The following is a 25,122-nucleotide window of genomic DNA, read 5'->3' as shown; positions in this document are numbered from 1 at the left end:
ACAGGCCACTGAACCCACTACGACGCAGTGGCGTTCGGTGGTGGTACTCCGACGTCTCTCGACGCTTCCGAACTCGACCGGATGTGCGATGTCGCGGAATTCCGTATGGGCGCTGACCTTTCATCCGTTCTCGTGTGAAAGAAGTCCCTGGACGCTGCGCCGGCTCAAGGTCGCCATGCGCAAGTTCCTACGTGTCGGCGTGGTTGTCGAATGTGCTGCCGACGATGCGTACCAAACCGACGCGATGATCGGATTGGGTTGTGGTGCATGCTCGTACAACACCGGATGAAGATTTTCCGGAGGAACTGGCGCGGATCTGATCCCGATTCATCTCGCACGCTGACAGAAAAGATCCCCGGCCGAAGCGGCCGGGGATCTATGTCCGTTCGTGGCAGAATTTACGGAACGTAGCGAACCGCGCCCTTGTCGGCGGACGTTGCCAGAGCGGCGTAGGCGCGCAGGGCTGTCGTCACGGTGCGCTGACGATCGACCGGCTGCCACGGGCGCTCGGAGGCCTCCATCTTCGCGCGTCGCTCGGCGAGGACGTCGTCGTCGACCAGGATCTCGAGCGTGCGCGAGGCGACGTCGATGCGGACCTGATCGCCGTTCTGGACGAGTCCGATGACTCCGCCTGCGGCAGCCTCGGGGGAGATGTGACCGATGGACAGTCCGGAGGTTCCGCCCGAGAAACGACCGTCGGTGATCAGTGCGCATTCCTTGCCGAGGCCTGCGCCCTTGAGGAAGGCAGTGGGGTGCAGCATTTCCTGCATGCCGGGGCCACCCTTGGGGCCTTCGTAACGCACGACGAGAACGTCGCCGGCCTTGATCTTCTTCTGCAAGATGACCGAGACGGCTTCTTCCTGAGATTCGACGACGAGCGCCGGGCCCTGGAAGGAGAACAGTTCCTCGTCGATGCCGGCCGTCTTGAGGATTGCGCCGTCGAGTGCGATGTTGCCGCGCAGGACAACCAAGCCGCCTTCGACGGTGTAGGCGTTCTCGACGTCGCGGATGCAGCCGCCGGCCGCATCGGTGTCGAGAGCAGACCAACGGTTGTCCGTGGAGAACGGTTCGATGGTGCGCACGCCGCCGGGAGCCGCGTGGAAAAGCTCGATTGCCTCGTCGGTTGCCTTGCCGGAGCGGATGTCCCAGTCGTCGAGCCACTGGTCGAAGCTCTTGGTGTGCACGGTGGACACGTCGGTTTCGAGGAGTCCGCCGCGGCGAAGCTCACCGAGCAGCGCGGGGATTCCGCCGGCGCGGTGGACGTCCTCCATGTGGTAGTCCGAGTTGGGGGAGACCTTGGACAGGCACGGCACCTTGCGGCTGATCGCGTCGATGGTGTCGAGGTCGAAGTCGACCTCGCCTTCCTGTGCCGCAGCCAGCGTGTGCAGGACGGTGTTGGTGGAACCGCCCATGGCGACGTCGAGAGCCATCGCGTTGCGGAACGCTGCCGGGGTCGCGATGTTGCGCGGCAGCACCGACTCGTCGCCGTCGCGGTAGTACTTGAGGGCAGCCTCGACCACGGTGGTGCCCGCACGAGAGAAGAGTGCGTGACGAGCCTTGTGAGTTGCCAGCGTGGAGCCGTTGCCCGGCAATGCGAGGCCGAGGGCTTCGGTCAGGCAGTTCATGGAGTTGGCGGTGAACATGCCCGAGCACGACCCGCACGTCGGGCACGCGCTGCGCTCGACCTCGTCGAGGCCTTCGTCGGACACGGCATCGTTGGCAGAGGCCGAGATCGCGGTGATGAGATCGGTGGGGGCTTGGGCCACGCCGCCGACGACCACTGCCTTGCCTGCCTCCATCGGACCGCCGGAGACGAACACGGTCGGGATGTTCAGACGCATCGCGGCGTTGAGCATGCCGGGAGTGATCTTGTCGCAGTTGGAGATACACACCAGTGCGTCGGCCGTGTGGGCGTTTGCCATGTACTCGACCGAATCGGCGATGATCTCGCGGCTCGGGAGCGAGTAGAGCATGCCGCCGTGGCCCATTGCGATGCCGTCGTCGACTGCGATGGTGTGGAACTCACGAGCGACGCCGCCGGCCGCACTGATGGCCTCGGCAACGATCTCGCCCACGTTCTTGAGATGCACGTGGCCGGGTACGAACTGGGTGTACGAGTTCGCTACGGCGACGATCGGCTTTCCGAAGTCGGAATCCGTCATTCCTGTGGCGCGCCACAGGGATCGGGCTCCGGCAGCATTACGTCCGATGGTGGTGGTGCGTGACCTCAACGGGGGCATGGGCGTGTTCCTTATGTGATCGTTGCTGGTCCACTCAAATAGAAGCGAGGGCCTTTCAACGCTACTCGCGTGCTACGGGCGCTTCTCTTCGGGCTGGTCCTGTGAGTTCTCGGCGACCTCGGATTCTGCTTCTGCTTCTGCAGCTGCTTCTTCCTCTTCGGCTTCCTTGGCGGCGAAGGCTTCTGCCGCCGATGCATAGGGATCAGTGATGCGGCCGCCGCTGGCGATCGCGATCTCGGGAAGCCTGACGAAGCTGACCGCAGGCAGGGTCACCTCGGTTCCGTCGGTGAGTTCCGCGCGCGCCCAGCTGCGCTTCGGGAAGCGGAAACCCTTGACATCGTCCCAGGCGAGGGTGCGCTTGGAGAACGTCGAGCGGACCTCGAGGCCGTCAGGGCTGACGGTGGTGCGCAGTCGCGCGACGAGATACACGGCGATGATCGGAAGGATCAGCAACCAGCTGAAGGCGACGGGCCACCCGAAGATCGGGAAGCTGACCGCGAACAGGAGGAACGCGCACGCCATGTAAGCGAGCTGCGAAATGCGGATGACGTGCCGAAGTGGTTTCGGCGTGTGGGATGATTGAGCCGGTGGCACGGGCTGCTGCGAAGTTGACACCTCTACATCTTCGCATTGCAGCCGATGTATCTCAGATTCTGGGACGGTCGACTCACCAAGTTTGCCGTTCGCGACTAGCGCCTCTACTGTCGAGTGCGTGAAACAGAATGAGTTGCTCGTAATCGGCCGGCGCGTCGTCGCCTGAGTCGATTTTTCAACTCACCAGATAACGACGCGCCACCCTCGCTCAGCAGATGCTGACGGGGGTTTTTTGTTGCCCGGAGCCAGAATCAGAGGATTTCCCAGTGAGCGCACCAACAGCACGGCCTCAACCCACGCCGCGCAAGTCAGGGACACCGAGCCCGACAACCGCGGCTGCCGCAACCCAGACGGCCAACCGTCGCCAGCTCCCGCCTGAGCGGGTAACCGGCGCGCAGTCTGTGGTTCGAGCCCTCGAAGAGCTCGAGGTCGACACGGTATTCGGCATTCCCGGCGGTGCCGTGCTCCCGGTTTACGATCCACTCTTCGATTCGGTCAAGGTCCGCCACGTGCTCGTGCGCCACGAGCAGGGTGCAGGCCACGCTGCCACCGGTTACGCCCAGGCGACCGGCAAGGTCGGCGTCTGCATGGCTACCTCGGGTCCCGGTGCGACCAACCTGGTCACGCCACTGGCCGACGCGCAGATGGACTCCGTTCCGATCGTCGCGATCACCGGACAGGTGGCGCGCTCGCTGATCGGTACCGATGGCTTCCAGGAAGCCGACATCTCAGGCATCACGATGCCGGTCACCAAGCACAACTTCCTGATCACCGACGCGATCGACATCCCGCGCATCATGGCCGAAGCCTTCTACCTCGCGGCCAGCGGTCGCCCCGGCGCCGTCCTGGTCGATATCCCCAAGGACATCCTGCAGTCGCAGACCACGTTCTCGTGGCCGCCGGAGATGCGTCTGCCGGGCTACCGCCCGGTCACCAAGCCGCACGGCAAGCAGGTTCGTGAAGCTGCACGTCTGATCGCCGACGCCAAGTCGCCGGTTCTGTACGTCGGTGGCGGCGTCATCAAGTCGGACTCCTCGCCGGAGCTGCTCGAATTGGCAGAGCTGACCGGTATCCCCGTCGTCACCACGCTGATGGCCCGCGGCGCGTTCCCGGACAGCCACGACCTCAACTGCGGTATGCCGGGAATGCACGGCACCGTTGCCGCAGTCGCCGCTCTGCAGCGCAGCGATCTGCTGATCACCCTCGGCGCGCGTTTCGACGACCGCGTCACCGGTCAGCTGAATTCCTTCGCGCCCGATGCCAAGGTCATCCACGCCGACATCGATCCGGCCGAGATCGGCAAGAACCGTTACGCCGACGTCCCGATCGTGGGCGACTGCAAAGAGGTCATCACCGAACTCATCGAGGCTATCCGTGCCGACATGGCCACGGGCACCACGTTCGAGCTCTCGGAATGGTGGGCGTACCTGAACGACATCCGTCGTACCTACCCGCTGAGCTACGACCGTCCCACCGACGGTCAGCTGAGCCCGGAGTACGTCATCCAGACCGTCGGCAAGCTCGCCGGACCGGATGCCATCTACTGCGCCGGCGTCGGCCAGCACCAGATGTGGGCCGCGCAGTTCGTCGGTTACGAGAAGCCGCGCACGTGGCTCAACTCGGGCGGACTGGGCACCATGGGGTACGCGGTTCCCGCAGCCATGGGCGCCAAGATGGGCATGCCCGACACCGAGGTGTGGGCGATCGACGGCGACGGCTGCTTCCAGATGACCAATCAGGAACTCGCAACCTGCGCACTCGAAGGTATCCCCATCAAGGTTGCCCTCATCAACAACGGCAACCTCGGCATGGTGCGTCAGTGGCAGACACTCTTCTACGAAGAGCGCTACTCCAACACCAACCTCGGAACGCACGGCGCCATCCGCATCCCGGACTTCGTCAAGCTCGCAGAAGCATTGGGCTGCCACGGAATTCGTGTCGAGCGTGAAGAAGACGTCGAAGCTGCGATCCGTGAGGCGCAGTCCATCAACGACAAGCCTGTCGTGATCGACTTCATCGTCACCGCTGACGCACAGGTGTGGCCGATGGTCGCTGCCGGAACGAGCAACGACGAAATCATGGCGGCCCGGGGCATCCGGCCGCTGTTCGACGACGACGAGGCAGTTGCCGAGCCCGCCGTCATCCACGAAGCCATGTCACGCGAGCAAGCCGGACCCGCCGCGGGCACAGGGGAGGATCAGAAGTGAGCACCAGTCACACCCTCAGTGTTCTCGTCGAGGACAAGCCAGGCGTGCTGGCCCGCGTCTCCGCACTTTTCTCCCGCCGCGGATTCAACATCGAATCCCTTGCGGTGGGCGGAACCGAGATCCCCGAGATCTCACGTATGACCATCGTCGTCACGGTCGACGAGTTCCCTCTCGAGCAGGTGACGAAGCAGCTCAACAAGCTGATCAACGTCATCAAGATCGTCGAGCAGGACGGTGAAGCATCCGTCGCTCGCGAGCTCGTGCTCATCAAGGTGCGCGCAGATGCAAGCGTGCGCACGCAGGTCATCGAAACGGTGAACCTGTTCCGCGCCAAGGTGATCGACGTCTCCCCGGAGTCCGTCACCATCGAGGCGACCGGTACTCGGTCCAAGCTGGATGCACTGCTGCGGATGCTTGATCCGTACGGTATCCGGGAGATCGTTCAGTCCGGGGTCGTGGCAGTCGGTCGAGGGCCGAAGTCGATCACGGCCACCCGCTAGTACTTTTAGACACGTAAAAATCCAAGGAGAGGTTGAGAACTGTGGCAGTCGAGATGTTCTACGACGACGATGCCGATCTGTCGATCATTCAGGGCCGCAAGGTTGCTGTGATCGGCTACGGAAGCCAGGGCCACGCCCATTCGCTGAGCCTGCGTGACTCGGGCGTCGATGTGCGCATCGGCCTCAAGGAGGGCTCCAAGTCCCGCGAGAAGGCGCAGGAGCAGGGCCTGACAGTCGGTACGCCGGCCGAGGTTTCCGAGTGGGCCGACGTCATCATGGTGCTCGCACCTGACACCGCTCAGGCCAGCATTTTCACCAACGACATCGAGCCGAACCTCAAGGACGGCGACGCGCTGTTCTTCGGTCACGGCCTGAACATTCACTTCGACCTGATCAAGGCTCCGGAGTTCGTCACCGTCGGCATGGTTGCCCCCAAGGGGCCGGGCCACCTGGTGCGTCGTCAGTTCGTCGACGGCAAGGGCGTTCCCGCGCTCATCGCCATCGACCAGGATCCCAAGGGTGAAGGCCAGGCTCTCGCTCTGTCCTACGCCAAGGGCATCGGCGGAACCCGCGCAGGCGTCATCAAGACCACGTTCAAGGAAGAGACCGAGACGGACCTCTTCGGCGAGCAGGCTGTGCTGTGCGGCGGCACCGAGGAACTGGTCAAGACCGGTTTCGAGGTCATGGTCGAGGCCGGCTACGCACCCGAGATGGCGTACTTCGAGGTTCTGCACGAGCTCAAGCTCATCGTCGACCTCATGTACGAGGGTGGCATCGCCCGCATGAACTACTCGGTGTCCGACACCGCTGAGTTCGGTGGATACCTCTCCGGTCCGCGCGTCATCGACGCCGACACCAAGGAGCGCATGAAGGCGATCCTGGCCGACATCCAGTCCGGCGAGTTCACCCGTCGTCTGGTTGCCAACGTCGAGAACGGCAACACCGAGCTCGAAGGCCTGCGCAAGGCCAACGCCGAGCACCCCATCGAGGTCACCGGCAAGAAGCTGCGCGACCTGATGAGCTGGGTCGATCGTCCGATCACCGAAACCGCGTAATTCGTAGTTTCACGCTCCACGTCTCCACTGGCCTGATGTCGCGCCGGTTCAATTACGTTGAACCAGCGCGGCATTGGGCCGGAGTCGTTTTCCGGGCCGGCTGAGTCCGGATTCATATTCCATCGAGAATTCGCCCGCGAAAGTGTCCACTATGTGGTATCGCCTACCGCGTTGTGGATTCGAAGTGAGCGCGCACTAAACTATCGGTGGTTAAACCACCTTCACACCCACCTAATCAGGGAGTTTGCACGTGAGCCAGCCTGGCCGTCCCGTTGTTCTGATCGCCGACAAGCTCGCGCCGTCCACAGTCGAGGCGCTCGGTGACGGTGTGGAGGTGCGTTGGGTCGACGGACCCGACCGCCCGGCGCTGCTCGCCGCGGTACCCGAGGCCGACGCGATTCTCGTCCGTTCCGCCACCACCGTCGACGCCGAGGTTCTGGCCGCAGGCACCAAGCTGAAGATCATCGGTCGCGCCGGTGTCGGCCTGGACAACGTCGAGATCCCCGCAGCCACCGAGCGCGGCGTGATGGTCGTCAATGCACCGACCTCCAACATCCACTCGGCAGCCGAGCACGCAGTTGCTCTGCTCATGTCGACCGCTCGCCAGATTCCCGCAGCAGACAAGACCCTGCGTGAGAACACCTGGAAGCGAAGCAAGTTCAACGGCGTCGAGATCCTCGGCAAGACCGTCGGCGTTGTCGGACTCGGCCGCATCGGCCAGCTGTTCGCGCAGCGTCTCGCCGCGTTCGAAACCACCATCATCGCGTACGACCCCTACTTGCCCGCAGCTCGCGCCGCGCAGCTCGGCATCGAACTGGTCACCATCGACGAGCTCGTCGAGCGCGCCGACTTCATCTCCGTGCACCTGCCCAAGACCAAGGAAACGGCCGGCCTGATCAACGCCGAGCGTCTCGCCAAGGCCAAGGACGGCGTCATCATCGTCAACGCCGCCCGCGGTGGTCTGATCGACGAAGACGCGCTCTACGACGCACTGGTCTCCGGCAAGGTCCGCGGCGCCGGTCTCGACGTGTTCAGCACCGAGCCGTGCACCGATTCCAAGCTCTTCGAGCTCGACAACGTCGTTGTCACCCCGCACCTCGGAGCATCGACGTCCGAGGCTCAGGACCGCGCGGGCATCGACGTGGCGAAGAGTGTTCTCCTCGCTCTGGCGGGCGAATTCGTTCCCGAGGCTGTCAACGTCTCCGGCGGCCCCGTCGGAGAAGAAGTTGCTCCGTGGCTCGAGCTGGTCCGCAAGCTCGGTCTCCTCGCTGCGACGTTGTCGCCCGAAGCTGTGCAGACCGTGCAGGTTGTCGCCACCGGCGAGCTGTCTGCCGAAACCGTCGACATCCTCGGCCTGGCTGCACTGCGCGGCGTGTTCTCCGCCAGCAGCGACGAGGCTGTCACATTCGTGAACGCTCCGGCACTGGCCGAGCAGCGCGGCGTGACCGTATCGGTCGAGAAGCACTCCGAGGCTCTTGCTCACCGCAGCGCGGTCGAGGTTCGCGCAGTTGCCGCGGACGGCACGGTCACGTCGGTCACGGGCGCACTCACCGGTCTGCAGCAGGTCGAGAAGATCGTCAACATCAACGGACGCAGCTTCGACCTGCGCGCCGAGGGTCACAACATCGTCGTTCACTACAGCGATCGCCCGGGCGTTCTCGGTGTCCTCGGCACCGTTCTCGGCAACGCGGGCGTGGACATCCTCGCCGCAGCACTGAGCCAGGATGCCGAAGGCGAAGGCGCAACGGTCATTTTGCGCGTCGATCGCGTCGTCGGAGACGCCGAGGTCGAGGCAATCGTCTCGCAGCTCGACGCTCGCGTCGCCCAGGTCGACCTTTCCTGATTGTTTTTGCTGTGCGCCTTTATTAACCGCCCGCGGTCAATAAAGGCGCACAGTTCTACTGAGATGAGGACTCCATGAAGCTTGCGGTCATTCCGGGCGACGGAATCGGTGTCGAGGTCACAGCCGAAGCACTCAAGGTGCTCGGCAAGTTGGTTCCGGATCTGGAAACCACCGAATACGATCTCGGTGCCCGTCGCTACAACGCCACCGGCGAGTTGCTCCCGGCGGAAGAGCTGGACCAGATCCGTCAGCACGACGCAATCCTGTTGGGCGCCATCGGTGACCCGCGGATCGTCGCCCCCGGCATCCTCGAGCGTGGTCTGCTGCTGAACATGCGTTTCCAGCTCGATCATCACGTGAATCTTCGCCCCGCACAGCTGTACCCGGGTGCGCTGTCGCCGTTGGCGGCCCAGCCGGAGATCGACTTCGTCGTGGTTCGTGAAGGCACCGAGGGCCCGTACACCGGTAACGGTGGCGCCATTCGCGTCGGCACCGATCACGAGATCGCGACCGAAGTGTCGATCAACACCTGGTTCGGCGCCGAGCGTGTTGTTCGTTACGCATTTGCGTTGGCGCAGACACGTTCCAAGCACCTCACACTGATCCACAAGACCAATGTGCTCTCCAATGCGGGAGCAATCTGGACGCGTGCGATCGAGACAGTCGGGGCCGAGTACCCGGACGTCGAGACCGCGTACTGCCACATCGACGCTGCCACCATCTACATGGTGACCGACCCGTCGCGGTTCGACGTCATCGTCACGGACAACCTGTTCGGTGACATCATCACCGACCTGGCCGGTGCCGTGACCGGTGGAATCGGTTTGGCCGCAAGCGGAAACATCGACGCGTCCGGTACCAACCCGTCGATGTTCGAGCCCGTGCACGGCAGTGCTCCGGACATCGCCGGCAAGGGAATCGCAGATCCCACCGCCGCGATCCTCTCGGCCGCACTGCTTCTTCGCCATCTCGGACGCGAGGACGACGCCGCTCGCGTCGAGGCTGTGGTCGCTGCCGACCTGGCAACGCGCGGCGAAGGCCCCATCTCCACGACCGAGATCGGCGACCGGATCACCGCAGCGCTGTAAGGATTTCTTTCACGAGACTGACGCGCGTAAGCCTTACGGCTTGCGCGCGTCAGTCGTTTCCGACACCCCGATAGACTGGCCAGTATGCGTCTTGGTCGAATTGCCAGTCCCGATGGTGTTGCGTTCGTCAGTATCGAAGGTGAAGAGGATGCCCTCGTCGCCAAGGAAATTGCGGAGCACCCGTTCGGGAACCCCACCTTTACCGGCCGTAGTTGGCCGCTCGCCGATGTTCGTCTGCTGGCTCCGATTCTCGCCAGCAAGGTGATCTGTATCGGCAAGAATTATGCAGATCACATCGCGGAGATGGGCGGCGAGGCGCCGGCTGATCCGGTGATCTTCCTCAAGCCCAATACGTCCATCGTCGGCCCGGGCGCCCCGATCGTCTTGCCTCCGACGTCCAACGAGGTGCATTTCGAGGGTGAACTCGCGGTGGTCATCGGTCAGCCTTGCAAAGACGTACCCGCGGCGAAGGCGTTGAGCGTGGTCCTTGGCTACACGATCGCCAACGACGTATCGGCGCGAGATCATCAGCGTCACGACGGGCAATGGACCCGCGCGAAGGGCCACGACACCTTCTGCCCGCTCGGTCCGTGGATCGAAACCAGCCTCGATGCGTCCGACGTCGACATCAAGACCGAGGTGAACGGTCAGGTCAAGCAGGACAGCAGCACCGCCTTCCTGCTTCACGACATTCCGAAGATCATCGAGTGGATCTCGGCGGTGATGACCCTCCTGCCCGGCGACGTCATCCTCACCGGCACCCCCGCCGGAGTCGGCCCGATCGTCGACGGCGATTCCGTGTCGGTCACGGTCTCGGGGATCGGCACGCTCACGAACCCGGTGACCGCCAAGAACTGATCTGACCCGGTTCGTTCCGTCATGTGACTACGGAGGCCCCATCCCCACCGGATGGGGCCTCCGTCGTGGTGTGAGTCGAGAGGTGTCTGTCAAAGAAAAGTTGCAAGATGGTAACTAACGTCGGATGGTCGATTGGGGTTGCCTTCCGGTTCGAGGTAATCAGGCCCTGGGACTGACCTGCGGGTTTCATGAGCCAGGCGAAGCTTCACCCATGATCCTCCTGGCGTTATGTCTGATTTGGTGAGGTTGGGAGGGTTCGCCCCGCGGTTTGCTGCCGCGGCTCGTAACAGACCAAATTCCCTGAAATGTAACGCTGAGCAGTAGGGTGGCCGATAACTGGATAGAAGCCGATGGGGCAATCGAGTGGATTGCGCAGAAACGTGGTGATACATGACGACCTTCGCGGAAGCATCCCGGACAGCGGCAGCGCACGCGCGGAACGGGCAGCGGCCGGTGTGGCGAGACAAGAAGCGCTACCTGTGGCCACTGGGTTTGCTGGTTCCTCTCAGTCCGTTCGCTGCGTGGTTCCTGGTCGACAAATTCAGTCTCGGGCTCTTCTGGGCCATCGGGGCCTGGCTCATCGTGATCGTCATTCCCCTGATCGATCTACTGGCGGGCGAGGACGGTAACAGCCCACCGGACGAAGCGATCCCTGAATTGCAAGAGGATCGTTTCTACCGCTGGTGCACGTATCTGTTCCTGCCCCTCCAGTACGTCGGTCTCGTATTCGTCGCCTGGTGCTGGGTGAACGCGCCGATGGCGGCGGGGGAGAAGTTCGCGCTCGCGATGACTGCCGGCGTGGTTGCCGGTGTTGGGATCAACGCGGCGCATGAATTGGGGCACAAGAGCGAAAAGCTCGAGAAGTGGCTCGCGAAAGTAGCGCTGGCACAGTCCTTTTACGGCCATTTCTACGTCGAGCACAACCATGGTCACCACGTCCGTGTCGCGACGCCGGAGGATCCGGCCAGTTCGCGATACAAGGAAAACTTCTGGTTCTTCTTGCCGCGCAGTGTCATCGGCGGCTTGCGCTCGGGATGGCGGATCGAAAGCGCTCGCCTTCAGCGTCAAGGCAGACGGACGTGGAGCTATCGGAACAACATCCTGAACGCGTGGGCGATGAGTGTTGTCCTGTTCGGCAGCCTGATCGCGGTGTTCGGGTGGGAAATCGCACCGTGGCTGGCCGTTCAGGCGATTGCCGGATTCACGTTCCTCGAGACCGCCAACTATCTCGAGCACTACGGCTTGCTACGTGCGAAGCGGCCTGACGGCTCGTACGTTCGCTGCTCGCCCGAGGACAGCTGGAACAGCGACCACGTCGTCAGCAATCTGTTCCTCTATCAACTTCAGCGTCACAGTGACCATCACGCGAATCCGCGTCTGCGGTACCAGAGCCTGCGCAGTGCGGCCGAAGCGCCGCAACTTCCAGCGGGTTACGCGGTCATGATCGTGTGCGCGTGGGTGCCGCCGCTGTGGCGAAAGGTCATGGACAAGCGACTACTCGCCTACTACGACGGTGACATGACACGTATCAACGTCTTGCCGGGTAAGTGATCGGCGGGATGGAGGAAGCGCTGCGGGACTAACCTGTAGTACGACCATCCATCATCGCCGAGCCAAGTGAGCCATGACCAACAGCGAAGTACGCGTCCGTTTCTGTCCGTCACCCACCGGAACCCCGCACGTAGGTTTGGTGCGCACCGCCTTGTTCAACTGGGCATTCGCACGACACCACGGCGGCACGTTCGTGTTCCGTATCGAAGACACCGATGCGCAGCGCGACAGTGAAGAGTCCTACCAGGCCATCCTCGACGCCCTCCGCTGGTTGGGGCTCAATTGGGACGAGGGCCCGGAGGTCGGTGGGCCGCACGCACCGTATCGCCAGTCCGAGCGTCGCGACCTGCATCTCGACGTCGTTGCCAAGTTGCTGGCCGCGGGCGAGGCCTACGAGTCCTACTCGACCAACGAAGAAGTGGAAGCCCGACACAAGGCGGCCGGACGCGACCCGAAGCTCGGATACGACAACTTCGATCGCGACCTCAGTGACGAGCAGCGCGCTGCCTACGTCGCCGAGGGGCGCAAGCCGGTCGTCCGCCTCCGGATGCCCGATCACGACCTGACGTGGAACGACCTGGTTCGCGGCGAGACCACGTTCAAGGCAGGCACCGTTCCGGACTTCGCGTTGACTCGCGGGAACGGTATTCCGCTGTACACGCTGGTCAATCCCGTCGACGACGCGTTGATGAAGATCACTCACGTACTGCGCGGTGAGGACCTGCTTTCCTCGACCCCGCGTCAGCTCGCGTTGTACGAGGCTTTGATCCGCATCGGTGTCGCCGATTTCACACCGTCGTTCGGGCACCTGCCGTTCGTGATGGGTCAGGGCAACAAGAAGCTTTCCAAGCGCGATCCCGAGTCCAACCTCTTCATTCACCGCGATCGGGGCTTCATTCCCGAGGGACTGCTGAACTACTTGGCTCTGCTCGGGTGGAGCATTGCCGACGATCACGATGTCTTCTCACTCGACGAGATGGTTGCGGCCTTCGACGTTTCGAAGGTCAACTCCAACCCTGCCCGCTTCGACCAGAAAAAGGCCGACGCGATCAATGCCGAGCACATTCGCTTGCTCCAGCCGGCCGACTTCGCGGCCCGCCTGAAGTCGTTCCTGGTGGAGCACGGCCACATCAGCGCCGACGTCGATGAAGCCACGTTCACTGTTGCGGCGGACCTCGTGCAGACGCGCATCGTCGTCCTGTCCGACGCGTGGGATCTGCTGAAGTTCCTGTTCGTCGACGAGGCGTCGTTTGCTCTCGATCCGGCCGCGGCGGCAAAGAACCTGAAGGAAGACGCTGGTCCGGTTCTGGATGCGTCTCTTGCGGCACTCGAGGCAACCTCGGAGTGGACTGCGGCCAGTATCGAGGAAGCACTCAAGAAGGCCCTCATCGAGGATCTGGAGCTCAAACCGCGTAAGGCCTTCGCTCCGGTTCGGGTCGCGATCACCGGCTCTCACATCAGCCCTCCGCTGTACGAGTCGATGGAATTGCTCGGTCGTGAGGTCTCGATTGCTCGGTTGCGCGCCGGTAGGGCAGCGGTAACCGCCTAGATCGGACGGTCTTCCGGCCGAAAATGAAGCAAAAACCTCCCGTGACCATACGATTTGGTATTTGGGGCAGGGGTACTGGTAATCTTCTTTTCGGCCGGAGACGAGCCGCCGAGCACAACAGCGAAGCGGATCGGGCAAGGCTGGTGAGCAAGACATTGGGGTATGGTGTAATTGGCAACACAGCGGTTTCTGGTACCGCCATTCTAGGTTCGAGTCCTGGTACCCCAGCGGAAATCCGGTCGATTTTGTGGCCGGACTCAGACAAGCTAAGCTTGCTGAGCATCCAAGAGCAAGACTGAATACCACGTTTAAAAGCGTGTCCTGGCCCCGTCGTCTAGCGGCCTAGGACGCCGCCCTCTCAAGGCGGTAGCGCGGGTTCGAATCCCGTCGGGGCTACAAAGGAAAGACCCTCCGATCATCGATCGGAGGGTCTTTTCGTATGTGCCGGAAATGTCTCCGGCGATGCGAAAAACGATCACCCCCAGTCGAATTCGACTGGGGGTGATCGTCATCTCACTCTGTTGTCCGCGATCGGCTATCCGCTCTTGCGGCGGAACTCTCGCTTGTGATCGGCCGGGCCATGCGTGTTGTGGACCTTGGACTGTCCGTCGCGATGGTCGGTCGATTTGGCGTTCTGATGATTCTTCCGTTCGAGGGCTTCACGGAACTTTCGTTTGGTTTCCTCCGATTGGGATTCGGGTTCCGACGGGGTGTTGCTGTCGAGATCGCTCATATGCTCACTCCTTGTTGTTGGGCCTGTTGGTGAAACTACGCCGGCCCGAATTCGAAAGCTCGTGAATTTCGCTTCACGAATCTCGGGGTCTACGGCGATGGTGCAGTAGAACCGGAAAGAGGCATCGCCGGCATCCCGAGCTTGCGGTGATCCCACGAACGAGTTCGATCGGGAACGAACCGTACCGCGACGCGCTTGTGGAGCATCGCGTCGACGGCCGGGCGGAGATCTTCCGTGTACGGGCCCGTGTATCGCTCCCAGACACTGATTCCCACGGCAAAGAGAGCTTCCGGATCCTCGACGATCACTCCGGTGCCCTCCATCGAGACTCCTCGCAGCGTGTCGTACGTCAGACCGTCTTCGATCAGGACGGACATACGGGTGTCCCGGCGAAGATTGACCGCCTTCTGCGACTTGGCTTTGGTTTCGAACCAGATTTCGCCGTCGACTATCGCGAACCACATCGCGATCAGGTGAGGCATTCCGTCGGCGCTCAACGTCGCCATCGTTGCCGTACGGCTCTTTTCGACGAAGCTCGAAATTTCGGCCTCGGTCATCGTGATCTGACTACGCTGCTTTCCCGCCATGGTCGCGTCGTACTCCTACGTGCTCGAGGATCTGAAGGCCTTACTGTGTCACGAATTACAGACGCTTGTGGAGCGCTTCGGCAGCTGCGAGAAGGTCCGCCGCCCAGCGGGCTCCCGGTCGTCTACCCATCCGATCGATGGGGCCGGAGACCGAAATCGCGGCAATGACAGCGCCTGCCGAGTCTCGGACGGGAGCCGCGACGCTGGCGACACCCGGCTCACGTTCGGCTGCACTCTGTGCCCAGCCGCGCCGGCGAACCTCGAGGAGCACTCGTTCGCCGAACGACGCATCGGCGAGAACGGTCCGTTGGGTTTGTGGATCTGCCCATGCGAGAAGGACCTTGGCGCCGGAACCGGCATTCATCGGCAGCCTGGCCCCGACGAGAACTGTGTCGCGAAGGCCCGTGGGCGGTTCCATCGACGCAACGCAGATGCGTTGGGTGCCTTCCCGGCGGTACAGCTGGACGCTTTCGCCGGTGATTTCGCGAAGGCGGGGGAGGATGAGTCCGGCCGCAGCAATGAGTGGATCATTAGCGGTGGCAGCGAGTTCGGCGAGTCCGGGCCCTGGGCACCACTGACCATCCGAGTCGCGTGTGAGGAGTCGATGGACTTCGAGACCGACGGCGAGTCTATGGGCGGTCGCGCGCGGCAAACCGGTTCGTGCACAGAGTTCGGTGAGGCTGCACGGTTCCTCAGCTACTGCATGAAGAACGCCCATTGCTTTGTCCAGGACGCCGATGCCGCTATGCTGTCTCATAGGTCGATACCAGTTTCTCGCATAGTGGGATGATAGCGCATTTCCTGGTGGACTAGCGCATTTACAGAAGGGCTAGTGCATTTCCTAGGGGCAGCCTGCATCTGCTGCGAGGGCTGGGGACCTACTTCACGCGCGGCGGGCCAGCCCGTAGTCCGCCGACGCGAGGCTACGTACAGAGGTGGAAGACATGGCACAGAAAGCACGCACTCTCGCCGAGAAGGTGTGGGACGACCACGTTGTCGTGAAAGGGGAGGGGCAGGATCCCGACCTCATCTACATCGATCTCCACCTCGTTCACGAAGTGACGAGCCCGCAGGCATTCGACGGACTTCGCTTGGCCGGACGCCCGTTGCGCCGTCCCGACCTGACGATCGCCACCGAGGACCACAACGTTCCGACGATCGACATCGACAAGCCGATCGCCGATCCCGTGTCCAAGACTCAGGTCGACACCTTGCGCCGAAATTGCGAGGAGTTCGGAGTTCGCTTGCACCGCATGGGCGATCTCGATCAGGGCATCGTGCATGTGGTCGGACCGCAGCTCGGCCTGACTCAGCCGGGAACCACCGTGGTGTGCGGCGACAGTCATACGTCGACGCACGGCGCATTCGGTGCGCTCGCAATGGGAATCGGCACCAGCGAGGTCGAGCACGTGATGGCGACGCAGACATTGTCGTTGCGCCCCTTCAAGACCATGGCGATCACGGTCGACGGCGAGCTGCCTCCTGGCGTCACGAGCAAGGACTTGATCCTGGCAGTCATCGCCAAGATCGGCACCGGCGGCGGCCAGGGCTACGTCCTGGAGTACCGCGGCGAGGCCATTCGCAAACTGTCGATGGAAGCTCGTATGACCATCTGCAACATGTCGATCGAGGCCGGAGCCCGTGCTGGCATGATCGCACCGGACGAGACCACTTACGAGTTCATCAAGGGCCGTCCGCATGCACCGTCGGGCGCAGAGTGGGACGAAGCCGTCGCCGCGTGGGAGTTGCTCAAGACCGACGAGGGCGCCGAATTCGACAACGAGGTCCACATCGACGCAAGCGCATTGACGCCCTTTGTCACGTGGGGAACCAATCCGGGACAGGGTGCACCGCTCGGTGACCGTGTTCCCGATCCGGAACTGATCGTCGACGAGAGCGAGCGTCAGGCTGCCGAGAAGGCGCTCACCTACATGGGTCTCGACGCCGGCATGGCGCTTCGGGATGTTGCTGTCGACACCGTCTTCGTCGGTTCGTGCACCAACGGGCGCATCGAAGATCTGCGCGCGGTGGCCGAGGTGCTCGAGGGTCGCCATGTGGCAGAGGGTGTTCGGATGCTCATCGTTCCCGGCTCGATGCGGGTGCGTGCTCAAGCCGAAAGTGAAGGTCTCGGTGAAATCTTCACGGCGGCAGGGGCCGAATGGCGCCAGGCCGGTTGCTCGATGTGCTTGGGAATGAACCCTGACCAGCTTGCTCCCGGCGAGCGTTCGGCATCGACGTCCAACCGGAATTTCGAAGGCCGACAGGGTAAAGGCGGTCGGACCCATCTGGTTTCCCCGCTCGTCGCGGCTGCCACTGCGGTCCGCGGAACGCTCTCGGCACCGGCCGATCTGGTCTGACCCACTTACCATCTCGAGGAGAATTTCGATGGAATCCTTTACCACGCACAAGGGTATCGGCGTCCCGCTGCGACGCTCGAATGTCGATACCGATCAGATCATCCCTGCCGTGTACCTGAAACGGGTGACGCGCACGGGATTCGAGGACGGGCTGTTTGCAGGCTGGCGCACCGACCCCAACTTCATTCTCAATCTGGCTCCGTACGACAAGGGAAGTGTCCTCGTAGCCGGTCCCGATTTCGGCACGGGCTCTTCGCGTGAGCATGCCGTGTGGGCTCTCTCCGACTTCGGATTTCGGGTCGTCATCGCTTCCCGGTTCGCCGACATCTTCCGTGGGAACGCCGGAAAAGCCGGTCTCGTAGCGGCACAAGTCGAGCAGAGCGACGTCGAATTGCTCTGGAAGTTGCTCGAAGAGCAGCCCGGACTGGAATTGACAGTAGATCTCGAGAATCGGACCGTGAGCGCCGGAACTACGGTGGTGCCGTTCAATATTGACGACTACACACGGTGGCGTCTGCTGGAGGGTCTCGACGACATCGGACTGACATTGCGGCAGGTAGAAGCGATTTCCGAGTTCGAAAAGTCAAGGCCTTCATGGAAACCGACTACCCTTCCAGCCCGAATTTCGCAGGGCTGAACCGAAATCCGCAACTCCGCGCGGGAAGAGAAATAGGTCACCATTTCGCAGTCACGTTGAATGAGAATTGGCGTGGCACATAGACTCTTGCCGTTATCAGGTTTACCGTGGTTCTCAGTCGGTCCGACGGTGGACCACAATTAGCGGAGGAATTTCAATGAACAAGGCAGAGCTCATCGATGTTCTGACTGAAAAGCTGGGTTCGGACAGGCGCACAGCGACCGACGCAGTGGAGCACGTCGTGGACACCATCGTCCGCGCCGTCCACCGTGGCGAGAGCGTGACCATCACCGGCTTCGGAGTCTTCGAGCAGCGTCGTCGTGCAGCACGTGTTGCACGCAACCCGCGTACGGGCGAGACCGTCAAGGTCAAGCCGACGTCGGTTCCGGCTTTCCGTCCGGGTGCGCAGTTCAAGGCTGTTATCGCTGGTGGACAGAAGCTTCCGGCCACCGGCCCGGCAGTCAAGCGTGGCGTAGCAGCACCGGCCACCAAGGCTGCAGCCAAGAAGGCTGCTGCCAAGAAGACCGCAGCCAAGAAGGCTCCGGCAAAGAAGGCTCCGGCCAAGACCGCAGCCAAGAAGACGGTTGCCGCGAAGGCTCCCGCCAAGAAGGCTCCGGCCAAGACCGCAGCCAAGAAGACGGTTGCCACCAAGGCTCCCGCCAAGAAGGCTCCGGCCAAGACCGCAGCCAAGAAGACGGTTGCCACCAAGGCTCCCGCCAAGAAGGCTCCGGCCAAGACCGCAGCCAAGGCTCCGGCCAAGAAGGCTCCGGCCAAGAAGGCTCCGGCCAAGACCGCAGCCAAGAAGGCTCCGGCCAAGAAGGCTCCGGCCAAGCGCGGAAAGTAGTCGCGTTCGGGTGAAAAACCCGATGCCGTAAGACAAAGAGGTGCAGCCGCGGATCTGATCCGCGGCTGCACCTCTTTTTGCTGTCTGGGAGAAGTGTGAATTCTCCTGTGTTTCAGTGCTTTGCAAAACTACCGAATCGAGCTGGGGCCGGTTGGTCCAAATCCCTCAGGAGTTGGCGACTTTGGGGAGCGGGCTGTCGAGGTGATCGGCGGCGACGAGACGGCCGTCGAGGAACGAGAGCACCCAAGTGCTCGCCTTACGGTTGCGTGCAGAGGGCAGTGTTACACCGGCCGTATCAGCCCACCAGCGCATCAAATCGGGGATGACGCCTCCTTGGCTGCAGATCACTGGAGTGCCCTCCAGTGCGGCAATCTGCAGCGCACGTGCCCGAGCGGCGTCGGGATCGGCCTCGTAACCTTCTTCGGTCAGAAGAGGTTCCGTCGAAATCTCGACACCCAATGCCTCCGCCAACGGCATTACGGTGTCGATGCAGCGCGTACGGTCAGCCGCGAAAACCGAATCGGCTCCGAAGATTTTCAGCTGTTCGACCAAGGCGGCGGATTGTTCTTTGCCCTTGGCGTCGAGTGGACGCAAATTGTCGTCGCCCTTGTACCGCTTACGGCTTCCAGCCTTTGCGTGGCGGACGAGTAATACCGTTTTCGTGTCAGGCCGAATGGAAACGAAGCGGCGAAGAATCATTCGATCCATCGGGTAGGAAAGATGATCGGCGACCTCGGCGACCGGAAGCCAATAGAGAACATCTACTTCGTTATTCGGCCCGAAATCTCCGTCGACTGCTTCGGCCGACCAGTATTCGACTCGTTTGAGTTTGCGATGTCCCGGGATCGGGTACGTCACGCCACCGAGGTGCCTTCCGAAACGTCCGGTGATCGAGGTCTCTTCGCGGACCTCGCGAACTGCTGCGGTCAAGAAGGTCTCGCCTGGATCGAGCTTTCCTTTGGGGAATGACCAGTCGTCGTACTTCGGTCGATGTACGACGGCGATCTCGATGGCGGAAGGATCCTGGGGAGCCTTCCGCCACAGAACCGCGCCTGCGGCAAAGATGTTGGCTTTGACCGGCTTGTCGCTCATGGTGTGATCCGAGCCCGTCAAGACCCGCTGGCGGTGCGGCTGCGCATCAACGACTGTTGATGCTCACGTACGTCCTCACCGCGTTCGGGTGCAGCGACCCAACTGCCGTCCGGATGCAGTACCCAGCAGCGAGTTCGCGGATCGAGAGCGGAATCGAAGATGTCACCGAGTTGCTTCGACAGTTTCGGATCCTTGACCTGCACCATGACCTCGACGCGGCGATCGAGGTTGCGGTGCATCATGTCTGCGCTGCCGATCCAGAATTCGTCGGCCGAGCGGAAATGGAACATTCGCGAGTGTTCGAGGAACCGCCCGAGAATGGAACGTACTTCGATGTTTTCGCTGAGGCCCGGAACACCCGGCTTGAGCGCGCAGATTCCGCGGACCACGATCTCGACGGGGATACCGGCCTTGGACGCGCGGTACAACGCGTCGATGACCTGCTCGTCGACCAATGCGTTGGCTTTCAAGCGGATACCGGCATCGCGGCCTGCGAGCTTGTGAGCGATCTCGTTGTCGATCCGCTCGATGATCCCGCGGCGAACCCCGTACGGCGCAACGAGAAGGTTGCGGTAGCTCGTCTTTCGGGAGTATCCGGTCAGCGAGTTGAAGAGGTCGGTGAGGTCAGCACCGATCTCCGGTGCTGCGGTGAGCAATCCGACGTCCTCGTACATGCGCGCGGTCTTCGGGTTGTAGTTGCCGGTGCCGATGTGGCAGTAGCGACGAATTGTCGAACCTTCGCGCCTGACGACGAGGCAGGTCTTGCAGTGAGTCTTGAGACCGACGAGACCGTAGACGACGTGAACGCCGGCCTGCTCGAGTTTGCGTGCCCACTTGATGTTGGCTTGCTCGTCGAAGCGCGCCTTGATCTCCACGAGGGCAACAACTTGCTTGCCGGCCTCGGCGGCGTCGATCAGTGCGTTGACGATGGGGGAGTCGCCCGAAGTTCGGTACAGGGTCTGCTTGATCGCGAGCACCTGCGGGTCGGCCGCGGCCTGTTCGATGAAGCGTTGAACGCTGGTGGAAAACGAGTCGTAAGGGTGGTGGACGAGCACGTCGCCCTCGCGCAGGGTCGAGAACACACTCTTCGGTGTCTCACGCTCGCCGAACGCCGGATGCGTCGCCGGGACGAACGGCGCGTCCTTGAGTGCTGGGCGGTCGACGGCGTAAACCTGCCAGAGGCAGGACAAGTCGAGGAGCCCGGAAACCTCGATCACGTCGGCCGGATCGACGTCGAGTTCACGCAGAAGCAGTTCGAGCATGTGCTCGGTCATGTCGTCGGCAACTTCGAGGCGAACGGGCGAACCGAAACGACGACGCGCCAATTCACGTTCGAGTGCCTGCAGCAGATCCTCGTCCCGATCCTCTTCGACCTCGAAATCGGCGTTGCGTGTGATTCGGAAGGCGTGATGTTCGACGATTTCCATTCCGGGGAACAGCACGTCCAGATGAGCCGAAATCAGTTCTTCCATCGGGAGGAACGAATCGATGGTGGACGAAGACGTCGTGCTCTTGACTCGCACGAACCGGCCGACGTTGTCGGGGACCTTGACGCGAGCGAAGTGTTCGCCGCGGGTGACGGAGTCCTTCACGGTCACGGCGAGGTTGAGGCTCAGTCCGCTGATGTAGGGGAACGGGTGGGCGTGATCGACTGCCAACGGCGTCAGTACCGGGAAGACCTGCTCGTGGAAATGCGCCGATAGCCGGCCGTGATCGTCGGCGCTGAGGTCGGCCCATCTAACAATTGAAATGCCTTCTGCCGCCAGGGCAGGGCGGACCGAGTCGAGAAACACGTGTGCGTGCTTGTCGGCGAGTTCCTGGGTGCGACGCGCAATGAGCGCCAATTGTTCGCGTGGGGAGAGGCCGTCGGCGGACCTGACCGACAGTCCCGTCTCGTCGCGGCGCTTGAGTCCGGCGACCCGGACCATGAAAAATTCGTCGAGATTGGAAGCGAAGATGGCGAGGAACTTTGCGCGTTCGAGCAACGGCAGTGACTCGTCGGCAGCCAATGCGAGAACACGGGCATTGAAATCGAGCCAGCTGAGTTCGCGGTTTAGGTAACGATCCTCGGGAAGTCCGACGAGCAATTCGGGTAGCTCTGCCTTGGTAGCTGCAGGGGGAGCGCCCGGGATGTTGGTGGCGACCGCGACGGCCTGAGATCGCGGCGAGGTGGCCGCGCCGTTCTCGTGTCGGCCGGAGCTGTGGTCTCCGTCCGACTGGTCTTCGGAAATACGGTTTTCGAGTGCTTCGCCATTGCTCACTCGTCGATCATCCCCCACAATCGCGCGGTCCGACAATCGATGAAAGAAAATTCATCGACTGTTCGACGGCGTGGCCTTGAGTCTGGTCAACGAAGCCAATGTCGCGGGGCCTACTCCCAGTGCGCGCACGGTGTCGAGATCGGCGTGGGTATCGACGTCGGTGCGCAGTCCCGGCCATTGGCCGTTGAGTGGACGAGCACCTGAATTAGCATGTCCCCGTGCGGATTCCGGACCGAATTGGGGGTCGAGCGCACTCTCGCCACACGCAAACAATGCGGAAGTGCCGGTGCCGTGGTGATCGACGACGACTGAACGTCCACCGCTTCGGGCGGCGGCCACGGCCTCCGTCAGTTCGCTCGGTTGCATCGCGGGCAAGTCGGCTTGCAGCACAACGAGGTCGACCACTCCGCGTTTGGCTCGGATATCGGCGGCCGCTGCACTCAACGCTGCGTTGAGGGTTTCCTCCGCGCGCGGTGAGGCGCCGTTGGTCAGCGAGATGTGGGGAGCTGGATCGGCGTAGACCGTCACGCCGACGGAATACGCAAGAGCGGCAACGGTCGGGTCTGGGGTGACCACTGTGACGGTGTCGATGGCAGAGACGGCGGCAACGGTCGCGAGGGTGTCGTGAAGCATGGCCAACACGAGGTCTGCACGTGCGTCCGCGTCGAGTTCGCCCGCGAGCCGGGACTTGGCCGATCTCAAGGACTTGACGGCCACTATCGCATGCATGGGGCGTTCGATCTCCGTGCGCGCATGCGGTGTCTCCACGACGTGTGGGTACGGGGGTTCCGCGCTGTCCATCCCTCGATCTTGCCAGTCATCACGCTCGGTGTCCGCGGCTGCCCACCGCAGTGCACCACAGGCGATACTCTGTGCAGACGATTTTTCTGGCGGCGACCCGCTTCGCCGGGTAGACGGGGTGAGCGTGTGAGTAAGGCAGCTGTATTGGGCGCAGGTTCGTGGGGAACAGCGTTGGCCAAGGTGATGGCCGAGGCCGGAACCGACGTGACGATGTGGGCCAGGCGTGAAGAGGTCGCGAAGCGCATCGACACCACGCACGAGAACAGCGACTATCTGCCAGGCATTGCTTTGCCTTCGTCGATTCGCGCGACCCATCACCACGAGGAGGCGATGGCAGGCGCTGACTTCATCGTGCTGGCGGTTCCCTCGCAGTCGCTACGGGGAAACCTGGAGCAGTGGAAAGGCTCGATCGGACCCGATGCGACTCTGCTGAGTCTGGCCAAGGGAATCGAGACCGGGACGCTCATGCGCATGAGCCAGGTCATCGTGTCGGTGACCGGCGTGGAACCGGGGCGCGTCGCGGTGCTCTCGGGCCCGAATCTTGCACACGAGATCGCCAGCGGGCAGCCAGCGGCCACGGTGATCGCCTGCTCGGATTCCTCGCGTGCCCTCGCTCTCCAGGATGCTTGCGCTACCGGCTATTTCAGGCCGTACACCAACTCCGACGTCATCGGTTGCGAGATCGGTGGCGCGTGCAAGAACGTGATCGCGCTGGCCTGCGGCATGGCCGCCGGTAGTGGATTCGGCGACAACACGGTTGCCAGCATCATCACCCGTGGTCTCGCCGAGACGATTCGGCTCGGTGTCGCGCTCGGCGCCAAGGCGTCGACGCTTGCAGGCTTGGCGGGCGTCGGTGACCTGGTCGCGACCTGCACGTCCGAGTTGTCGCGAAACCGGACGTTCGGAGAGCGACTCGGACGGGGCGGGTCGATGGAGTCAGCACAGAAGGCAACCAACGGTCAGGTCGCCGAGGGTGTGAAGTCGTGCACGTCGGTACGCGCACTCGCTGCCGGCTACGACGTGGAGATGCCGTTGACCGACGCGGTCCATCGGGTGTGCCACGAAGGCATGGCCGTCAGCGATGCGATCGGTCAGTTGCTCGGACGCCGGACGAAGCCGGAATGAGTGAAATCGGTGTGAGTGACTTCGAGGGTTACGGGGATTCGACGCGCAGTGTGAGCGCCGTTGCGCGCGAACACGTTGTGGGTCAGCCCATGCAGATGGGCCCGATATTTGCTGCGCCGTACCAACTTTCGGTGGACGAGGGCTCCGAGTCCGATACCTATGCTCGTGCGTCGAACCCGGGTTGGCGCGGACTCGAATCGGCGCTCGCGGCGCTCGAAGGAGCGGACCACGCACTCGTCATGGGGTCGGGGATGTCTGCGATCACCGCGACCTTGCGCAGCGTGCTCGTCGCCGGGGATACCGTCGTCGTGCCCTCGGACGGGTACTACCAGGTGCGGTTGTACGCGAACGAACGGTTGGCTCCGTTGGGAATCACCGTTCGCGAAGTCTCGACCCTGGAGATGGGCGACGCGAGTTTCGGGGAACTGCTCGACGCGTCACCGGGTCGCGTGGTCGTCGTCGCCGAGACGCCGTCCAACCCGGTGCTGGACGTGGTCGACCTTCGCGTGCTCGCCGACGTGTGCCACCGAGCGGGTGCGCTGCTGATCGTCGACAACACGACTGCAACACCGCTGGGGCAGCGCCCGCTCGAATTGGGTGCCGACGTCGTGGTGGCCAGCGGTACCAAGGCACTCAGCGGGCACAGTGACCTCCTGATGGGTTACGTCGCTACTTCCGATGCGGTGGTGAGTCAGCGGATCGAGCGTGAGCGACTTCTTTCGGGAACAGTGCTCGGCCCCTTCGAGACGTGGCTTGCGCACCGGAGTCTCGGCACGGCAGGCCTGCGATTCGGGCGTCAGTGCGACAACGCGCTGGCCCTGGCCGAGATGTTGGCTGGACACAAAGCGGTCCGGTCCGTTCGTTATCCCGGCCTTCGCGGTGACCCGTCCTACACAACGGCATCCGGTCAGATGAAACGATTCGGCGGATTGGTGAGCGTCGAGTTGGGTTCGGCTCAAGCATTCCACTCGTTAGTCGAAGCGAGCAATCTCGTCACGGCCGCCACCAGCTTCGGTGGGATCCACACGACGGCGGATCGCCGTGCGCGCTGGGGCGATCCGGTCAGTGCGGGTTTTGTCCGAATCGCTTGTGGCATCGAGGACACCGCCGATCTCCTGGCCGACATCGAGCGCGCGCTCGACGCGTGAGCGGACCACGTCGATGATTTCCGGCCCGGCCCGATCGCGTGCCGAAGTCGAT

The 25,122-nt window shown here is 62.7% G+C and carries 22 protein-coding genes and 2 tRNA genes; 16 read left to right on the top strand and 8 right to left on the bottom strand.

Annotation, left to right across the window (positions count from 1 at the left end; translation table 11 throughout):
• Positions 1–88 precede the first annotated feature (88 nt).
• Positions 89–289 (top strand): hypothetical protein, encoded by a 201-nt coding sequence (locus tag CPI83_RS31010; protein WP_047890154.1) that lies wholly within the window; start codon positions 89–91, stop codon positions 287–289.
• A gap of 109 nt (positions 290–398) precedes the next feature.
• Here CPI83_RS31010 and ilvD read toward each other — a convergent pair whose 3' ends face one another.
• The gene (ilvD, locus tag CPI83_RS17585; RefSeq protein WP_019747927.1) at positions 399–2,240 is read right to left on the bottom strand and encodes a dihydroxy-acid dehydratase; all 1,842 of its coding nucleotides are present in this window, start codon (positions 2,238–2,240) and stop codon (positions 399–401) included.
• Between the two features lie 72 nt (positions 2,241–2,312).
• Positions 2,313–2,834, bottom strand: a complete 522-nt coding sequence (locus tag CPI83_RS17580) for a PH domain-containing protein (protein ID WP_021333074.1) — start codon at positions 2,832–2,834, stop codon at positions 2,313–2,315.
• 266 nt (positions 2,835–3,100) lie between these two features.
• Here CPI83_RS17580 and CPI83_RS17575 point away from each other — a divergent pair, with 266 nt between their 5' ends.
• From CPI83_RS17575 to CPI83_RS17530, 10 genes are all read left to right on the top strand, one after another.
• A complete protein-coding gene (locus CPI83_RS17575; RefSeq protein ID WP_019747929.1) occupies positions 3,101–5,041 on the top strand; it encodes an acetolactate synthase large subunit in 1,941 nt (646 codons plus the stop codon).
• Positions 5,038–5,541, top strand: a complete 504-nt coding sequence (ilvN, locus tag CPI83_RS17570) for an acetolactate synthase small subunit (protein WP_003944718.1) — start codon at positions 5,038–5,040, stop codon at positions 5,539–5,541. Before CPI83_RS17575 ends, ilvN begins: the two co-directional genes overlap by 4 nt.
• A 53-nt stretch (positions 5,542–5,594) precedes the next feature.
• Positions 5,595–6,596: a ketol-acid reductoisomerase gene (gene ilvC / locus CPI83_RS17565; RefSeq protein WP_172436500.1), complete on the top strand. Its 1,002-nt coding sequence runs from the start codon at positions 5,595–5,597 to the stop codon at positions 6,594–6,596.
• A 250-nt stretch (positions 6,597–6,846) separates the two neighbouring features.
• Entirely contained in the window at positions 6,847–8,439 is a 1,593-nt protein-coding gene (gene serA / locus CPI83_RS17560) for a phosphoglycerate dehydrogenase (protein WP_003944758.1), read from the top strand.
• Positions 8,440–8,513: 74 nt separating this feature from the next.
• Positions 8,514–9,527, top strand: coding sequence for a 3-isopropylmalate dehydrogenase (locus CPI83_RS17555; protein ID WP_019747931.1), 1,014 nt, complete (start codon positions 8,514–8,516; stop codon positions 9,525–9,527).
• 84 nt (positions 9,528–9,611) lie between these two features.
• Positions 9,612–10,385: a fumarylacetoacetate hydrolase family protein gene (locus CPI83_RS17550; RefSeq protein ID WP_020969311.1), complete on the top strand. Its 774-nt coding sequence runs from the start codon at positions 9,612–9,614 to the stop codon at positions 10,383–10,385.
• Between the two features lie 390 nt (positions 10,386–10,775).
• A complete protein-coding gene (locus tag CPI83_RS17545; RefSeq protein ID WP_021333072.1) occupies positions 10,776–11,936 on the top strand; it encodes an alkane 1-monooxygenase in 1,161 nt (386 codons plus the stop codon).
• A 73-nt stretch (positions 11,937–12,009) separates the two neighbouring features.
• The gene (gene gltX, locus CPI83_RS17540) at positions 12,010–13,485 is read left to right on the top strand and encodes a glutamate--tRNA ligase (RefSeq protein WP_019747934.1); all 1,476 of its coding nucleotides are present in this window, start codon (positions 12,010–12,012) and stop codon (positions 13,483–13,485) included.
• Between the two features lie 156 nt (positions 13,486–13,641).
• Positions 13,642–13,713: transfer RNA gene (locus CPI83_RS17535), tRNA-Gln, on the top strand.
• Positions 13,714–13,808: 95 nt separating this feature from the next.
• A tRNA-Glu gene (locus CPI83_RS17530) sits at positions 13,809–13,881 on the top strand.
• A gap of 139 nt (positions 13,882–14,020) precedes the next feature.
• Here the strand turns inward: CPI83_RS17530 and CPI83_RS17525 are convergent.
• The 3 genes from CPI83_RS17525 to CPI83_RS17515 form a co-directional block, all read right to left on the bottom strand.
• Positions 14,021–14,218 (bottom strand): DUF5302 domain-containing protein, encoded by a 198-nt coding sequence (locus CPI83_RS17525; protein ID WP_007729345.1) that lies wholly within the window; start codon positions 14,216–14,218, stop codon positions 14,021–14,023.
• An 89-nt stretch (positions 14,219–14,307) separates the two neighbouring features.
• A complete protein-coding gene (locus CPI83_RS17520) occupies positions 14,308–14,805 on the bottom strand; it encodes a PPOX class F420-dependent oxidoreductase (protein WP_021333071.1) in 498 nt (165 codons plus the stop codon).
• Positions 14,806–14,860: 55 nt separating this feature from the next.
• Entirely contained in the window at positions 14,861–15,562 is a 702-nt protein-coding gene (locus tag CPI83_RS17515; RefSeq protein ID WP_007729342.1) for an IclR family transcriptional regulator, read from the bottom strand.
• 178 nt (positions 15,563–15,740) lie between these two features.
• Between CPI83_RS17515 and leuC the strand changes: the two genes are divergently transcribed.
• The 3 genes from leuC to CPI83_RS17500 all read left to right on the top strand — a co-directional run bounded on the left by leuC (position 15,741) and on the right by CPI83_RS17500 (position 18,643).
• Positions 15,741–17,162: a 3-isopropylmalate dehydratase large subunit gene (gene leuC, locus CPI83_RS17510; protein WP_019747936.1), complete on the top strand. Its 1,422-nt coding sequence runs from the start codon at positions 15,741–15,743 to the stop codon at positions 17,160–17,162.
• 28 nt (positions 17,163–17,190) lie between these two features.
• Positions 17,191–17,799: a 3-isopropylmalate dehydratase small subunit gene (gene leuD, locus CPI83_RS17505; RefSeq protein WP_019747937.1), complete on the top strand. Its 609-nt coding sequence runs from the start codon at positions 17,191–17,193 to the stop codon at positions 17,797–17,799.
• A gap of 157 nt (positions 17,800–17,956) precedes the next feature.
• Positions 17,957–18,643 (top strand): HU family DNA-binding protein, encoded by a 687-nt coding sequence (locus tag CPI83_RS17500; RefSeq protein ID WP_020907264.1) that lies wholly within the window; start codon positions 17,957–17,959, stop codon positions 18,641–18,643.
• A gap of 165 nt (positions 18,644–18,808) precedes the next feature.
• Here CPI83_RS17500 and CPI83_RS17495 read toward each other — a convergent pair whose 3' ends face one another.
• From CPI83_RS17495 to cofC, 3 genes are read right to left on the bottom strand one after another with little or no spacing between them, the layout of a single operon-like run.
• A complete protein-coding gene (locus tag CPI83_RS17495) occupies positions 18,809–19,735 on the bottom strand; it encodes an NUDIX hydrolase (protein ID WP_019747939.1) in 927 nt (308 codons plus the stop codon).
• Between the two features lie 17 nt (positions 19,736–19,752).
• Positions 19,753–21,996, bottom strand: a complete 2,244-nt coding sequence (locus CPI83_RS17490; RefSeq protein ID WP_003942685.1) for an RNA degradosome polyphosphate kinase — start codon at positions 21,994–21,996, stop codon at positions 19,753–19,755.
• A 51-nt stretch (positions 21,997–22,047) separates the two neighbouring features.
• Positions 22,048–22,797 (bottom strand): 2-phospho-L-lactate guanylyltransferase, encoded by a 750-nt coding sequence (gene cofC / locus CPI83_RS17485; RefSeq protein WP_097387503.1) that lies wholly within the window; start codon positions 22,795–22,797, stop codon positions 22,048–22,050.
• Between the two features lie 126 nt (positions 22,798–22,923).
• Here cofC and CPI83_RS17480 point away from each other — a divergent pair, with 126 nt between their 5' ends.
• Together CPI83_RS17480 and CPI83_RS17475 are read left to right on the top strand one after the other, a co-directional pair.
• A complete protein-coding gene (locus CPI83_RS17480) occupies positions 22,924–23,922 on the top strand; it encodes an NAD(P)H-dependent glycerol-3-phosphate dehydrogenase (protein ID WP_019747941.1) in 999 nt (332 codons plus the stop codon).
• Positions 23,919–25,070 carry a cystathionine gamma-lyase gene (locus tag CPI83_RS17475; RefSeq protein ID WP_097387502.1) on the top strand — a complete coding sequence of 384 codons (1,152 nt, stop codon included), beginning with the start codon at positions 23,919–23,921 and terminating at the stop codon, positions 25,068–25,070. Before CPI83_RS17480 ends, CPI83_RS17475 begins: the two co-directional genes overlap by 4 nt.
• The last annotated feature ends 52 nt before the right edge of the window (positions 25,071–25,122 follow it).

It is taken from the genome of Rhodococcus sp. H-CA8f, assembly GCF_002501585.1.
Lineage (GTDB): Bacteria > Actinomycetota > Actinomycetes > Mycobacteriales > Mycobacteriaceae > Rhodococcus_F > Rhodococcus_F erythropolis.
Note: the sequence above shows the minus strand (reverse complement) of the source record. Positions and strands in the feature narration are given on the sequence as shown.

Bases quoted from the DNA above. Each gene is read 5' to 3' on its own strand.
- CPI83_RS17475 (WP_097387502.1), top strand. From the start codon at position 23,919: ATGAGTGAAATCGGTGTGAGTGACTTCGAGGGTTACGGGGATTCGACG.
- CPI83_RS17515 (WP_007729342.1), bottom strand. From the start codon at position 15,562: ATGAGACAGCATAGCGGCATCGGCGTCCTGGACAAAGCAATGGGCGTT.
- CPI83_RS17520 (WP_021333071.1), bottom strand. From the start codon at position 14,805: ATGGCGGGAAAGCAGCGTAGTCAGATCACGATGACCGAGGCCGAAATT.
- CPI83_RS17545 (WP_021333072.1), top strand. From the start codon at position 10,776: ATGACGACCTTCGCGGAAGCATCCCGGACAGCGGCAGCGCACGCGCGG.
- CPI83_RS17525 (WP_007729345.1), bottom strand. From the start codon at position 14,218: ATGAGCGATCTCGACAGCAACACCCCGTCGGAACCCGAATCCCAATCG.
- CPI83_RS17555 (WP_019747931.1), top strand. From the start codon at position 8,514: ATGAAGCTTGCGGTCATTCCGGGCGACGGAATCGGTGTCGAGGTCACA.
- ilvC (WP_172436500.1), top strand. From the start codon at position 5,595: ATGTTCTACGACGACGATGCCGATCTGTCGATCATTCAGGGCCGCAAG.
- CPI83_RS31010 (WP_047890154.1), top strand. From the start codon at position 89: ATGTCGCGGAATTCCGTATGGGCGCTGACCTTTCATCCGTTCTCGTGT.
- CPI83_RS17495 (WP_019747939.1), bottom strand. From the start codon at position 19,735: ATGAGCGACAAGCCGGTCAAAGCCAACATCTTTGCCGCAGGCGCGGTT.
- gltX (WP_019747934.1), top strand. From the start codon at position 12,010: ATGACCAACAGCGAAGTACGCGTCCGTTTCTGTCCGTCACCCACCGGA.
- CPI83_RS17500 (WP_020907264.1), top strand. From the start codon at position 17,957: ATGAACAAGGCAGAGCTCATCGATGTTCTGACTGAAAAGCTGGGTTCG.
- cofC (WP_097387503.1), bottom strand. From the start codon at position 22,797: ATGGACAGCGCGGAACCCCCGTACCCACACGTCGTGGAGACACCGCAT.
- ilvD (WP_019747927.1), bottom strand. From the start codon at position 2,240: ATGCCCCCGTTGAGGTCACGCACCACCACCATCGGACGTAATGCTGCC.
- CPI83_RS17550 (WP_020969311.1), top strand. From the start codon at position 9,612: ATGCGTCTTGGTCGAATTGCCAGTCCCGATGGTGTTGCGTTCGTCAGT.
- leuD (WP_019747937.1), top strand. From the start codon at position 17,191: ATGGAATCCTTTACCACGCACAAGGGTATCGGCGTCCCGCTGCGACGC.